This window comes from Bdellovibrio sp. HCB-162, from assembly GCF_047344985.1.
Lineage (GTDB): Bacteria > Bdellovibrionota > Bdellovibrionia > Bdellovibrionales > Bdellovibrionaceae > Bdellovibrio.
Genome location: NZ_CP178861.1, coordinates 2,440,758 through 2,453,602, shown reverse-complemented (window position 1 = coordinate 2,453,602; position 12,845 = coordinate 2,440,758). Strand labels below are relative to the sequence as shown.

The 12,845-nt window shown below is 45.0% G+C and carries 13 protein-coding genes; 8 read left to right on the top strand and 5 right to left on the bottom strand.

Annotation, left to right across the window (positions count from 1 at the left end; translation table 11 throughout):
• Window positions 1-87: 87 nt before the first annotated feature.
• Window positions 88-654, bottom strand: a complete 567-nt coding sequence (gene efp / locus ACLSSO_RS11920; protein ID WP_295899963.1) for an elongation factor P — start codon at window positions 652-654, stop codon at window positions 88-90.
• Window positions 655-834: 180 nt separating this feature from the next.
• Between efp and ACLSSO_RS11915 the strand changes: the two genes are divergently transcribed.
• Window positions 835-1,098 (top strand): hypothetical protein, encoded by a 264-nt coding sequence (locus tag ACLSSO_RS11915; protein WP_413942928.1) that lies wholly within the window; start codon window positions 835-837, stop codon window positions 1,096-1,098.
• Between the two features lie 14 nt (window positions 1,099-1,112).
• Here ACLSSO_RS11915 and ACLSSO_RS11910 read toward each other — a convergent pair whose 3' ends face one another.
• Window positions 1,113-2,075 carry an HNH endonuclease gene (locus ACLSSO_RS11910; RefSeq protein ID WP_413942927.1) on the bottom strand — a complete coding sequence of 321 codons (963 nt, stop codon included), beginning with the start codon at window positions 2,073-2,075 and terminating at the stop codon, window positions 1,113-1,115.
• Between the two features lie 332 nt (window positions 2,076-2,407).
• On the opposite strand from ACLSSO_RS11910, the gene ACLSSO_RS11905 reads away from it, so the two are divergent.
• Window positions 2,408-2,701, top strand: coding sequence for a hypothetical protein (locus tag ACLSSO_RS11905; RefSeq protein ID WP_413942926.1), 294 nt, complete (start codon window positions 2,408-2,410; stop codon window positions 2,699-2,701).
• Between the two features lie 13 nt (window positions 2,702-2,714).
• Here ACLSSO_RS11905 and ACLSSO_RS11900 read toward each other — a convergent pair whose 3' ends face one another.
• On the bottom strand, window positions 2,715-3,542 hold the full coding sequence (locus ACLSSO_RS11900) for a tetratricopeptide repeat protein (RefSeq protein ID WP_413942925.1): 828 nt from the start codon (window positions 3,540-3,542) through the stop codon (window positions 2,715-2,717).
• Between the two features lie 97 nt (window positions 3,543-3,639).
• Here ACLSSO_RS11900 and ruvC point away from each other — a divergent pair, with 97 nt between their 5' ends.
• Genes ruvC through lpxC form a run of 5 tightly spaced genes read left to right on the top strand, consistent with a single transcriptional unit; the run spans window position 3,640 to window position 7,649 of the window.
• Window positions 3,640-4,146, top strand: a complete 507-nt coding sequence (gene ruvC / locus ACLSSO_RS11895) for a crossover junction endodeoxyribonuclease RuvC (RefSeq protein WP_295899965.1) — start codon at window positions 3,640-3,642, stop codon at window positions 4,144-4,146.
• Window positions 4,143-4,724, top strand: coding sequence for a Holliday junction branch migration protein RuvA (gene ruvA, locus ACLSSO_RS11890; protein WP_413942924.1), 582 nt, complete (start codon window positions 4,143-4,145; stop codon window positions 4,722-4,724). Before ruvC ends, ruvA begins: the two co-directional genes overlap by 4 nt.
• On the top strand, window positions 4,721-5,713 hold the full coding sequence (gene ruvB / locus ACLSSO_RS11885) for a Holliday junction branch migration DNA helicase RuvB (protein WP_413942923.1): 993 nt from the start codon (window positions 4,721-4,723) through the stop codon (window positions 5,711-5,713). Before ruvA ends, ruvB begins: the two co-directional genes overlap by 4 nt.
• A gap of 1 nt (window position 5,714) precedes the next feature.
• Complete coding sequence (locus tag ACLSSO_RS11880; RefSeq protein WP_413942922.1) at window positions 5,715-6,719, top strand: asparaginase; 1,005 nt, start codon at window positions 5,715-5,717, stop codon at window positions 6,717-6,719.
• A gap of 21 nt (window positions 6,720-6,740) precedes the next feature.
• The gene (gene lpxC, locus ACLSSO_RS11875; protein WP_295899969.1) at window positions 6,741-7,649 is read left to right on the top strand and encodes a UDP-3-O-acyl-N-acetylglucosamine deacetylase; all 909 of its coding nucleotides are present in this window, start codon (window positions 6,741-6,743) and stop codon (window positions 7,647-7,649) included.
• 17 nt (window positions 7,650-7,666) lie between these two features.
• Here lpxC and ACLSSO_RS11870 read toward each other — a convergent pair whose 3' ends face one another.
• Window positions 7,667-9,544: a methyl-accepting chemotaxis protein gene (locus ACLSSO_RS11870; RefSeq protein WP_413942921.1), complete on the bottom strand. Its 1,878-nt coding sequence runs from the start codon at window positions 9,542-9,544 to the stop codon at window positions 7,667-7,669.
• Between the two features lie 156 nt (window positions 9,545-9,700).
• Window positions 9,701-11,359, bottom strand: coding sequence for a hypothetical protein (locus ACLSSO_RS11865; protein WP_413942920.1), 1,659 nt, complete (start codon window positions 11,357-11,359; stop codon window positions 9,701-9,703).
• A 280-nt stretch (window positions 11,360-11,639) separates the two neighbouring features.
• On the opposite strand from ACLSSO_RS11865, the gene ald reads away from it, so the two are divergent.
• Window positions 11,640-12,746: an alanine dehydrogenase gene (gene ald / locus ACLSSO_RS11860; protein WP_340592215.1), complete on the top strand. Its 1,107-nt coding sequence runs from the start codon at window positions 11,640-11,642 to the stop codon at window positions 12,744-12,746.
• Window positions 12,747-12,845 lie beyond the last annotated feature (99 nt).

Below are 12,845 nucleotides of genomic sequence, written 5' to 3'. Positions count from 1 at the left end.
AAAGCCTCCGCGACCCTATCCTAAAACTATCGCTTTATTTTGCGATAAAATTCAGTGGTTGCGGAGACTTAATACTGGGCGTTAGTCTTATTTTTGGCTAACGCGCTCTACGTACTCACCAGAAGAAGTGTCGATGCGAAGAACGTCGCCTTCATTGATGTGAAGGGGAACGTTTACAGACAAGCCTGTTTCCATCGTTGCTGGTTTCGTTGCACCAGTCACGCGGTCCCCTTTGATGCCCGGATCTGTTTGTGCCACAGTCAAGTTCACAGCTTTTGGAACGTCACAAGCGACTGCTTTTTCGTTGTAGAACAAGATCACAACTTTCAAGTTTTCAGTCAGGTAGTACTTAGATTCGCCAAGATCGTCTTCAGACATCGCGATTTGTTCGTAAGATTCCGGAGACATGAAGTTGTAGCCAGAGTCGTCTTTATAAAGATAAGTCATCTCTTTATTTTCAACGTTAGGAACTTCAAATTTCTCACCTGATTTGAAAGTCGATTCCAAATTTTGGCCAGTGAGCATGTTTCTTAGTTTTGTGCGTGTGAATTGATTTCCTTTACCTGGTTTCACGTGTTGGAAATCCACGATCACATAGGGTTTCCCCTCGATCATGATTTTAAGACCTTTTTTAAAATCCGACGTTTCGTACATTGTATAATCCTTGTTATATTAAAACTACAGAAGGGCCATATTGTCCTAAACGGTTGTATTTGGTCAACATTGGGCTTTTTGAGGATGGGTAGTCTTGATGCGTCAGGGGTGATTTTGCGCCGTTTCCCCTGTGTTCGATTGCTAAACTTGGGCGTAAATTGAGCACAGCTAGAGGTTTCTATGACGCAGAATCAAAATTCAAAGACACTTTGGTTTAAAAGAAAGCGCTACGGTTGGGGGTGGACACCCAACACCATTCAAGGATGGGTTACTATCTTGGTCTACACAATCTTAGTCGCTCTTTACCCCTTGCTGACTGAGGCGGACGGTTCGTTTTCAGCTCCGGTTTTTCTGGCAATCACAATTCCATTGACCATCGGTTTGATCATCCTTTGTTATCTCAAAGGAGAAAAACCAAAATGGTCTTGGGGAAAAGAGGAGTGATATCTTCACCTCCGCTACGGTTGTAAACCCGCTTCTTTTCTGTATTTAAATTTGTTGTGCTGAGAGCAAAGAACACGCAAATTTTCTATTTTGTTCGTGCCGCCGGCCCAAATAGGTTGTACGTGATCAATCTCCAGAAATCGAGTGGCACCGCAGATTTTATTTGTCGCGGGATCTCGATATTGGCAACATTTGTCTCTCGTAAAAATACCTTTTCGTAAACTTATAGCTATTGGTTTTCTTGTGGCCGCTATTGATGGCTTAGTAGAAGATAAGTTAGTATCCTTATCCGCGCCATTCAGAACTTCTACTATCGCGGCAGGTTTGGTTTGAATCGCGGGTTTCGATTGTCTTTTAATCTTCGTCTTTTTTTGGATTTCTTTCCTAGCTAAATAGGCAATGATGTCAGCCCATTTGCCACCTTCAACAGAATGTGAGAGTAAGTCTTTCACTTGTTCAAGTAAAGCCATCTGGTCTTTTGAAAAGGGAATCGTCAAAGTGACGGATTCATCTCTATGGATTTTTTCGCGCTCTTCATAGCATATGGGAAGCGAGAGCTCTTGAGATAAAATCAACTCTGTCTGATCCTGACTCGTATTTTCGATTTTCCGCAAAAGCTCGCGTTTTTCTTCAACATGAACTTTTCGTGCCTTCGTTTTTTGAACTATGCGAATGGCCTGCTGAACTTTCGAAAGCTGCGATAGATTCAAGGACCCCTCTTCAATCTTCTCAGAAAATTCAGGTACCTCGCGAAGCAGTCGCGCAGATTCAATTCTGCGAACCGCTGCCGACGGGCTGTATCCAAATTCTTTAATCAAGAATTCATAAAGACTTGGGTAAGCTCGCTCAAGATATATTTTACGGGTATCAATTTCGGCAATACATTCCAAAACCAAATGCGTGATTTTTCTCTCTGTTTGTACAAGTTTTCCAAAGCGATTTATAAGTTCTATATTTGAAAGTTTTTTGATATCCATTTCCACCTCCGCTACGGTTGTGAAAGTTATATCATCGATTTTATAACTCGATTTTTGCCTAATTTTGCTATCGAAAGTGCATTGCAGGTCCTTTTCTAAAGGCTTCTGAAAATCGATAATCGCGCCACTATTTCGCGATCGAATTGTTTCTGTCGAAGGTGGAGGAAAATTATTTTAAACACATCATGCCTCCTTTAGGAGACGCGAAAATCACGTCAAGAAAAACAACATTACAAATGATGTTGCCGCGTGAGGAAAAGAAGACCAGCTCTTGAAATGTAAATGATGAGGAAGCAGGCTAGTGGCATCTCATATAAAGTGAAGGAGAAATAATGGGGTTGTCTGCAAATGGCTGGAAGAATAAAGCTGGAACTGGCTGGAAAAAATGTTCGCCATGCAAAACTTGGAAGGATCATTGGATTAAGCTGGCAAATAAAGTTTGGCCGAGTGAGTGTTCAGTCAAAGGTTGCTCTAACTCTGCCGAATTGGGGGCACACGTTCATCATCCGGAAGTTGAAGGTGAACGGATTGTTCCGATGTGCAATTCATGCAATGGATTGGATGAAAATACAGAGTTTAGTTTGAAGGGCGGCATTTCGCTTCCTTCGGCTATGCAGTGTTCGTAATTTTATAGTTTAATCAAAGCCCCTGAGAACGATACTCTTCGACCTGGCGCAGCATCGCTTCAAGAACTTCCAACTTCTTTTCGCGGATCAGTTTATCGCGAGGTTGAAGAGGACGCAGGGGAGTTGCTTCGTCCGTGTCATTATAACGGACTTGCAGAGTCTTCATTCGTCTTTGAATTTCCGGATGATCGCCGAATTCGATGCGCGTGTCTTTTAAAAGTGCATGCGCTTTTTCCAGGTCGTTGCGCACGATAAACGCGTCAATCAAAGAAAGCATCCGCTCCATGGCTTTGCTTGGAGTTGTCGGTTGCGGAGGAACCACCATCACGGGTTCTGATTTTGTCACCGGAGTTTCGTGAGTTTTTTCTAAATTCACTTCCGGAAGTTTTGTCATCGAAAAAACTTCTTCGTCGTATTCATCCGCCGTCAAAGATTCTAATTTTTGCACAGCTTTTTGCGCTGACTGAGAATTCGGATTTAAAAACAAAACCATTTTAAACGCTTTAAGAGCGTCCTTCGGATTTTTCGAAGCCAGTTGAACTTCGGCCAACAATTGGTGCGCTAAAATATTCTCGGGCGCCAGGGAAGTCGCTCTCTTCAAGGCTTCCAGGGCTTTGGGAAGTTGTCCTAAATCGCGCATCACTTTTGCGTAAGTGACAAGACCGCCAACAAATTGCGGGTGGCGTTGAACGCCAGCAGTCACAACTTTCTGCGCTTCCTGAAGCATTTTCATTTCACGATACGCTTCAGCCAACGGAGCAAACACCTGAGAATTCGGGTCTTTCTCAAGAATCATTTGATACTTTTCAACAGTGCTTGCATCTATTTTCATCAGTTGCATTAATCCGTTCCGTTCGTGGATACACTTAAATACTATTTCAGATTTATTGACTAAGCAATAGCTTCAGCTTCAAATAAGGGCGACGGATGGTGTTTTGATGTCATTGACGATTCTCGGGGTCGATCCTGGTTCCCGCATTACAGGTTTTGGTGTTGTTCGAGTCACGAACGGAAAGATTGAGCATATCAATCACGGCGTGATTTTGCTTGATGCCGATCAAGCCTTTCCAGGCCGCATGAAGGAATTGGGCTCTGCTTTTCGGGAAGTCATGGAAAAATACAAACCGAATCAAGTGGTGATTGAAAAAATCTTTTTAGGAAAAAACGCCGACAGTGCTTTTAAGCTCGGTCATGCTCGCGGAGTCGTGATGTATGAAGCCGGTTTGGGTGATGCCGACGTTTACGAATACGCCACGCGGGTTGTAAAAAAAGGTGTGACCGGAAACGGTGGGGCCTCCAAAGAAGACGTGCAGGCGATTTTAAAAGCGGTGCTCAACATTAAGGTGATCAATCGCATTGACGCCTCCGATGCTTTGGCTATGGCCTGCCACCATGCCTTTGAATTAAAGAAAAAAGCGATTCTTGAGAGAGCGGTGAGTTTATGATTGGTTATTTACGCGGAAAAATTATTGAAGTAGCAAGCGACACCGCTTTGATCGACGTGCAAGGTGTCGGTTATGAAATTCACGCTTCATCAAACACATTGGTCGATCTGCAATCACTTTTGGGTAAAGACATCATCGTTTGGATTCACACACATGTCCGTGAAGATGCCTTGCAACTTTTTGGATTTCATTCGAAAGATGAAAAAAATCTTTTCCTATCTCTTTTGAAAGTCAATGGTGTGGGGCCAAAAATGGCCTTGAGCATTCTTTCAGGAGGCCGTCCTGCGCAAATTCAAGAGATGATTGAAGCTGGAAATGCCAAAGGTCTATCGGGTCTTCCAAAAGTGGGAAAGAAAACTGCGGAACAAATTATTCTGACTTTAAAAGGAAAACTTGTTTCCATCGAAGAAACAATCAAATCTAAATCAGAATCGCACACGCAGATCACTTCGGCGTTGCTCAACTTGGGTTACAAATCTCAACTGGTCGATCAATTTGTTTCCACTTTGCCAACGGATACATCTTTAGAAGATGGCGTTCGTAAAGGATTGCAGACTCTGTCTGGGAGCTTGTCATGAGTCGCATCCTAGAAGGTGACCCTGTTGAAGGGGAGAAGAGTTGGGAAAACGAACTGCGCCCGCAGAAGTTCGAAGACTTTCCAGGTCAAACCGACGTTAAAGAAAAACTAAAAGTTTTCGTCGCGGCAGCCAAACACCGTGGCGAGTCTTTGGATCACGTTCTTTTATGTGGTCCTCCGGGCTTAGGTAAGACGACGCTGTCAAAAATTATCGCCAACGATATGGGCGCTGAAATCAAAATGACGTCAGCACCAGCGATCGATAAAAAAGGCGATCTCGCGGCCGTTCTCACATCGCTGAAGCCGCATTCTGTTTTATTTATTGATGAGATTCATCGTCTCAGTCGTCACGTTGAAGAATATCTGTATACAGCGATGGAAGATTATTATATCGACATCGTGACCGGAGAAGGTCTTGGCGCGCGCTCGATGAAGTTTCAACTTGCACCATTTACGTTGGTCGGGGCGACAACCAGAGCGGGGCTTTTAAATCCTCCATTCCGAGATCGCTTCGGAATTGTCGAGCGTTTGCAGTTCTACGACAAGGATGCTCTTCAACAAATTTTGATAAGATCCGCAGAAATTCTCAAAGTGAAAATGGATTCTGAAGGGGCTGAAGAGGTCGCTCGTCGCTCTCGCGGGACTCCTCGCGTGGCGAACAGATTATTAAAACGTGTTCGCGATTACGCCCAAGTGAAAGGCAACGGTACGATCTCCAAGGATATCGCCGTCTATGCTTTGAACCAGTTGGGCGTGGATCAATACGGTTTGGACCTGATGGATCGTCGTATTTTGAGCCTGATCCAAGAAAAATATAACGGTGGACCTGTCGGCATTGATACAATAGCAGCGGCCCTCAGTGAAGAGAGAGACACTCTTGAAGAGGTCTATGAGCCTTTCTTGATTCAAGAAGGCTTTATTCAAAAAACTCAGCGTGGACGTGTCATCACTGAGTTTGCGAAGAACACAGTATTAATGTCGGAGAAATAATATGGCTTCAAAGCAACCGTTGGTTGTTGAAGTATTACGGGGCCCCGTTGTGGAGTCCCTTCATCAAGTCATGGCTGTCGTTGTGAATGAAATCGGCAGCATCACTCAGTACTGGGGGCACCCGCAGTTTCTAACGATGCCTCGAAGTGCGATCAAAATGCTTCAAGCTTTACCACTTATTGAATCAGGTGCCGCGGATAAATTTGAACTTGAAGATAAGCACATTGCTTTAGCTTGTTCTTCTCATCGCGGGGAAAAAGATCACATCACCGCACTCACGCAGTGGATGGATAAGGTTGGTATCAAAGAATCGTCTTATGTCTGCGCTCCACATCTTCCGTATAACGAAGAAAGCGCTTTGGAGATGACCCGCAAAGGGCAAAAACCCACCGTTCTTTGCAACAACTGTGCGGGAAAACATTCAGCACTCATCACTACATGTTTGCACTTAGGTGAAGATCCAACTGGTTATGAAAAGTACGAACACGGGGCGCAGAAACGTTTGCGCAAAGTTTTGACCGAAACCATGCGCTACGATCATTCAAAAACCGCCTACGGCATTGACGGTTGTGGAATTCCCACTTATGCCGTTCCTCTGCAAAACATGGCAGTAGGGATGTCTGTTTTGATCAACTCCAAAGAGTCTCCAGTCAGGAAAGCCGCATCAGAACGTATTTTGCGAGCTGTGAGAAGTTTTCCATTTTACATTTCCGGCAGTGACAATTTCGCCACAGCTGTGATTGAAAAGACACACGGAAGAGCCATCATCAAAGGCGGAGCTGAAGGTGTGTTCTGCGGAGTTCTTCCAGAAAAAAGAGTCGCTTTCGCAATCAAAGCCTCCGATGGCGCGGGTCGCGCCGCTCAAGTGGCAACAGCTTCGTTATTACTGCAGTTAGGCGGTCTTAATGAGACGGAGTTCAAAGCCTTGGCCAAGTACACAATGCCGACAGTGACGAACTGGAAGGGCGACGTCGTCGGGCAAATGCGCATTGCGAAGGCCCGCTAGTTAGAGTAATGTCTAACTAGTATGTTTTTGCAGAAAACGATCCGTAAAAAAACAGTTGTTCATGGTATCGGGATTCACTCCGGTGATCCTTGCACTCTCACTTTCAGGCCAGCACCTGCTGATACGGGCGTCTACTTTATCCGCAATGATTTGCCGGGCAGCCCTTCACTCAAAGTCACAGCCAAAAATGTTCAAGCGACGTCTCACCAAACAACCATTGGTGGCGGCGCTTTTTCTGTGGCAACGATTGAACACTGTTTGTCAGCATTGTCGGCTCTTCGTATTGATAATTTATTTATTGAACTTGATGGCCCTGAAATTCCTATCGGCGATGGCAGTGCTCGCGACTTTTTGAAAGCTCTTTTAGAGGTCGGCATTGTGGAGCAAGATCAACCTCGTAAATATTGCTACATCACGGAACCAATTTATTTTAGTGAAGGGGAGAAGCACGCCTACGTTGTTCCTTACCACGGACTACGTCTGACGGTGACGATTGATTTCCCACATCCCAAAATCGGAAAGCAAACCATTGATCTGGATATCAATGAACAATCTTTCGGTCGCGATGTCGCAGGTGCCAGAACTTTTGGTTTTATGAAAGATGTCGAAGCTTTAAAATCTCGCGGTCTTGCCAAAGGTGGTAGCCTTGATAATTGTATCGTTTTGGATCACGAGGCCATCATCAATCCCGAAGGTCTTCGTTGGGAAGATGAATTCGTTCGTCACAAAGCCTTAGATGCCTTAGGGGATCTGGTGACTTTGGAAATGCCTTTAATGGGGCATGTGGTCCTTTATAAAGCCGGCCACGATGTGATGAATAAGCTCGTTAAGAAAATCTGGGATTCACCAACCAGCTTCCGTCACGTCGAACTGGGAGCGGATATTTCAGAAGAAGTCCAGCGCTACAACGGCTGGACTGTTCCAATGTAAGACGCAGCGACATCAGCTCACTTTGCCAATAACAGAGTCCCTTGGGGCTCTTTTCCCATAGGAAGAGGGTCGTGGGCCTTGTCTCCATTGACCACGGACTCTAATTCCTGCGTGACCGTTTTGAGGGTCTGAGATTTACGCATCATGACTTCCGCCGTGGCGGAAAGTTCTTCAGCGACCGAGGCGTTACTTTGTGATGCAGAATCTATTTCGTTCATTGTTTTTCCGAACTGCTGAATCCCGATCGTTTGCTCTCTGGAAGCTTGAGAGATCTCCTGATTTAAGTAAGCGATTTTTTCAATAAGTTGAATCATAGATTTAATGGCGGATTCTGTTTCTTCGGCTTTTTTTGTGCCGATGCTGACGATATCCGCACTTTTAGTGATCAGCTGGCTGATGTTTTTTGCAGCTTCAGAGCTTCGTAGTGCCAAAGTTCTCACGGCGTCTGCGACGACGGCGAACCCTTTTCCCTGTTCGCCGGCCCGAGCTGCCTCGACAGCCGCATTCAGAGCTAAAAGATTTGTTTGAAAGGCGATATCTTCGATCACAGAGGTGATTTCGGTGATTTCTTTTGAGGAGGCGTGAATTTGTTGGATCGAAACTCGAAGGTCTCCCAAAACATCGCTGCTGACTTTCGCTTTTTGCTGACAGTCTTGAGAAAGCAGGGCTGCGTTTTCTGCGCTGTCGTTGTTTTTCTTAGTGACCGAAGAGATTTCTTCCATGCAGGCAACCGACGTTTCAATAGAGGCTGCAGATTCAACAGCTCCTTTGGAAATTGTCTGGCTTGCAAAGCTGACCTGCTCACTGGAGGTCGCCACATCAATCGTGTTTTCAGCAATACGCACGGTGATACTTTGAATGTGTTTGGCCAAAGAGCTGATAACAATCCAGCAAAGAACTAAAGCCACCGTCGTAAAGGCAAACAGCCCCACGAGGAAATATGTGTTGGCTGAAATCAATCCTGCGAAAAGGTCCTTCGCATTGGCTTGCACCATCACACCCCAATTAAGATTCGAAATAAATTTATGGTGTTCTAAAAAACTATATCCAATGACTTGTTCAACGCCTTCGCGGCGAGGATCCATCCCTTGAAAGACGCCGCTTCCTTTTTTCCGGATTTGTTCAACGGGAGTGAAGGCCTGCAAACTTGTGTTGAAATTCACAGAGTCTTTGTCGGAGCGTGACGCAAGAATATTGCCATCAGGGCCTACCAAAGTTAGCAAGACAGAGGAAAGACCTTTTGACTGGTGGTTGTGAAAGGCAGAGTTAAGCTCGTCCTCCACCCATTTAAAGTTTGCACGGTTGGAAAGAACTCCGATGACTTTACCGTGAGAGTCTTTAACGATGGCGCTAAAGCTATTTGCTTTGCGGTCTTCTTTATAGACTTGATGGATGTAAAAATCGTTCTGCGGTTGCTCCACGTAGGTTCCCGTAAAACCTTTGCTGGAATCATCCGTCGTCTGTCCTGCTATCACTTTCTGAAACCATTCCTGCGACGAATAATCCAGTCCGTAGAGTTCCTGTGTATCGATATTCTTTCCTTTCGGATCCTGGTTGTTCACGGCAATCAATTTCCCGTCGGGAGCCACGAAAAGAATAAGATCATAAATGCCATAAAGAGCGACATAAGAATTCAGCGCCTCAATGATGCGGGGCTTTTCGGTGCTCATAAGAATTTCGTTTTTAGCAAAAGCCTGGACGTCACCATAGCGTTCGTAAAACTGCGCTGCAATTGACGAAGCCAGCGCCTCAGAATGCAGATTGAAATTGTCGACGATATGCTCTTTTTGTGTGTTAAGGGATTTTTGAAACTGGATGTAGTTAAACGTCTGAATGCTGAAGATACAAAGAGCGAAGATTAACAGGAAACGTGCTTTAAGACTTAATCTTTTCAATGGGCAACTCCTTTGCCGATGAATAATTCATCGGTGTGGAGTGAGCTTGCCTGAAGCGAAGTTTCATTAAAGATAGATAACCTTAGGTGCCGAAAAAACAGAAATACGAAGAGACACTCAAGTTTGTGTCTCTTCGCGGGAAACGAATTAAATTTATTAGCGCTGTGATTTGAGATAACCCACGATATCCACATCAGGAGCGGTTTCTATGCCGACTCCGCCGGGCATCGGGCCCGTGATCTCATCCAGCGTGTAATCCATACGGGCGTCGTATTTGCGCTCGGGTTGGTTGCGCAACCATTTTTCTTTTTCGTACCACGCGCGTTTGTTTTCGTCGTCCGTGCAAGAGGCCATTTCCTGATCAAGTCTTGCGCCCCAACGATTTTCAATACAGTGATAAGGGTCAAAACTCATCGCAAACAATCTTTGGCGGGCAGCTTCCAGGTTCATTCTTACGGTCAGACCGTTTGTCGTCGTGTAAGAAAACTGACAAGCCTGAGCTTTTTGCGCATAAATCGCAAACAAGTCCGCAGCTAAGTTTCCGCCGTTATAACGGATGGCTGGATCTCTTTTCTTGTAGCGCTCAATGTTTGATTTTGTTTGATTCAATAAATCAATGAAAGCCACTTTCAAACGAGCATCACGTGAAGGAGTTGCATAAGCCTCCCATTCGCCTTCAGCTCCGTAAATGTTCGCCGGCAATTTTTCCGGATGAGGTTTCAAATAAACGCCCGAAGTGCGAGCGGCCTCGACTGCATCAACGCGGTCTTTTAGACTCACGCAAATATCGTCTGTCAATTGTGCCATATCTTTAAGTGGATCAATGTGCTGTTCACCTTGCATCAAGCTCATGCGAACGTAGTCATAGAAATTCACAGTCTGTCCGTTGACGACAAACTTTCCTTTGCTCCATCCTTGAGGATCCGGTTGTGTTCCGTAGTATTGCTCTAAGCCAAATGAAGCGAGTTGCGTATTAGCGGCAGCAATAATTTTTCCGCCAATATAGTTTCCAGATGAATCCAGTTTCGCATCCACCACCGCCAAAGGACGGAAGTTTTTAAATCCAGCACCTTGAGCAGGACGACTGCGAACAAACTTTGGAGTGAACATACCCATCGTCAAAGAGTTGTCTGGATGAGCATCGATATAGAACACACGTCCATCATCAGCGACTTTATAAACAATCGCCACGTGTCCATTAGGATCATAGATCACAGTTCCAGGGCGAACACCATTGCGATCAATTTTAGCAGGATAGAAATCTGTGAAAAGGTCTTGATCAACATCACCCAACATACGATAAGTCGCAGAGAACGTGTAACCTGGAACGATGTCATTCAAAACTTCAAGAGCATTCGGGTATGTGTTCTTGAAAAGGCCGTTCTTTGTGAGAACGTCGTAGCGTTTATTTACGTAGTTGCCGAGGTTGTTGTAACGAAGGTCCTTCACGTCTTTAGGATCTTGTCCCGGCTCTAAGTTCGCTTTAACTTCGCTCACGATCGAAAACGGAAGACCGTTTTTCCATGAAAAATAAGCGCGCAAGTAATAAGGAAGATCCGCGCAGTCTGCGAAATATTTAAGACCTGCAGGATCAGAATTGAAATAAGGATTGGCGGAACTTTTTAGGCAGTTATCCACTTTCCAGCATTGACGTTTTTCAACGGCCTCACCAATACGTGTAACAAACTCGCCAAATTGCCGTTCATGCAGGTCTGTCCAGGTCGGCTGAGTAATACGCCACTGGGTCGCCGCAGACTGGGCCTGAGCCGCAAAAGAGGCCAGGAAAACGAACGAGAGGGTGCCTAGAAACTTCATAGAAATTCTCCACGATTATATTCGGGAACGGAAGGAGCAACACCTCTGCCAAAAAATACGGCATATAAGTCGATTTAATTGCATTTGAGGCCCTTTTTCAGAAGGACCGCCGTTATTCGCTAAACAAGCCTGTAAAAGGTGCCTGCTTCTTTTTTCGGCCCATACTGCGTCAGGCACCTTGGGCCCGTTGCTTTTTATTGCCGATCTGGCATATTTCCTGGGTTGTCAAAATGAGGTTTAACAGAAGGGGTTTTAATAAGAACCCCCGACAGGAGTAATCATGATTATCGGTGTTCCTAAGGAGATTAAAATTTCTGAGAACCGTGTTGGTATCACTGAAGCTGGCGTTCGTCAGTACGTGAAAGAAGGCCACACAGTTATCGTTGAAAAAGACGCAGGTGTCGGTTCTGGTATCAGCAACGAGCAATACGAAAAAGCTGGTGCGAAAATCATCGACACTAAAAAAGAAGTGTATGCAAAAGCAGACATGATCCAAAAAGTGAAAGAGCCACTTCCTGACGAATACGAACTCATGAAGGAAAACCAAATCCTTTACACATACCTTCACTTGGCTGCAGAAGCGAAGCTAACGAAAGTTCTTTGCGAGCGTAAAGTGAAAGCGATTGCTTACGAAACAATCCAATTGGACAACGGTTCTTTGCCGCTTTTGACTCCTATGTCTGAAGTTGCAGGTCGTATGGCGACTCAAATCGGTGCTTTCTACCTTCAAAAAGATCATGGTGGAAAAGGCATCTTGATGGGTGGTGTAACGGGCGTAAAACCAGCTAAAGTCACTATCATCGGTGGTGGTGTTGTTGGTACGAATGCAGCGAAAATGGCAGTGGGTCTTGGCGCTTCTGTGACTATCCTTGATGTGAACACAGCACGTTTGGAATATCTTGATGATATCTTCCAAGGTCGTTGCATGACTTTGTTCTCGAACTCTAAAAACATCGAAGATTCAGTGAAAGATTCTGATCTTGTTATCGGTGGTGTTTTGATCACGGGCCACAAAGCTCCAACTCTTGTTTCTAAAGAGATGATCGCTTCTATGAGCAAAGGTTCTGTTGTTGTTGACGTTGCAGTGGACCAAGGTGGTTGTATTGAGACTTGCCGTCCGACTTCTCACCAAAACCCAACTTACGAAGTTGATGGTGTGATCCATTACTGTGTGCCTAACATGCCAGGCGTTGTACCTAGAACTTCGACTTACGCTTTGACAAACGTCACTGCGAAATACGGTTCTATGCTAGCTGCAATGGGCGTTGAAGACGCTATTGCGAAATCACCAGCGTTGTTCAAAGGTTTGAACACTTACGGTGGTTACGTATGTTACGAGCCAGTAGCTAAAGACCTTCACATGGAATACAGACCTTACAAAGGTTAATTCCTTAAGTTTCTACTCTAGAAATTTCAAAAGGCCTGCATGAAAATGCGGGCCTTTTATTTTGCAAAATCATAAGCCCTCATTGACAAGAAAAATCTC

Coding starts and splice junctions, on each gene's coding strand:
- ruvA (WP_413942924.1), top strand. CDS start 4,143: ATGATTGGTTATTTACGCGGAAAAATTATTGAAGTAGCAAGCGACACC.
- ACLSSO_RS11910 (WP_413942927.1), bottom strand. CDS start 2,075: ATGGATATCAAAAAACTTTCAAATATAGAACTTATAAATCGCTTTGGA.
- ACLSSO_RS11880 (WP_413942922.1), top strand. CDS start 5,715: ATGGCTTCAAAGCAACCGTTGGTTGTTGAAGTATTACGGGGCCCCGTT.
- ald (WP_340592215.1), top strand. CDS start 11,640: ATGATTATCGGTGTTCCTAAGGAGATTAAAATTTCTGAGAACCGTGTT.
- ACLSSO_RS11865 (WP_413942920.1), bottom strand. CDS start 11,359: ATGAAGTTTCTAGGCACCCTCTCGTTCGTTTTCCTGGCCTCTTTTGCG.
- ACLSSO_RS11915 (WP_413942928.1), top strand. CDS start 835: ATGACGCAGAATCAAAATTCAAAGACACTTTGGTTTAAAAGAAAGCGC.
- ACLSSO_RS11905 (WP_413942926.1), top strand. CDS start 2,408: ATGGGGTTGTCTGCAAATGGCTGGAAGAATAAAGCTGGAACTGGCTGG.
- ACLSSO_RS11900 (WP_413942925.1), bottom strand. CDS start 3,542: ATGCAACTGATGAAAATAGATGCAAGCACTGTTGAAAAGTATCAAATG.
- ruvC (WP_295899965.1), top strand. CDS start 3,640: ATGTCATTGACGATTCTCGGGGTCGATCCTGGTTCCCGCATTACAGGT.
- ruvB (WP_413942923.1), top strand. CDS start 4,721: ATGAGTCGCATCCTAGAAGGTGACCCTGTTGAAGGGGAGAAGAGTTGG.
- efp (WP_295899963.1), bottom strand. CDS start 654: ATGTACGAAACGTCGGATTTTAAAAAAGGTCTTAAAATCATGATCGAG.
- lpxC (WP_295899969.1), top strand. CDS start 6,741: ATGTTTTTGCAGAAAACGATCCGTAAAAAAACAGTTGTTCATGGTATC.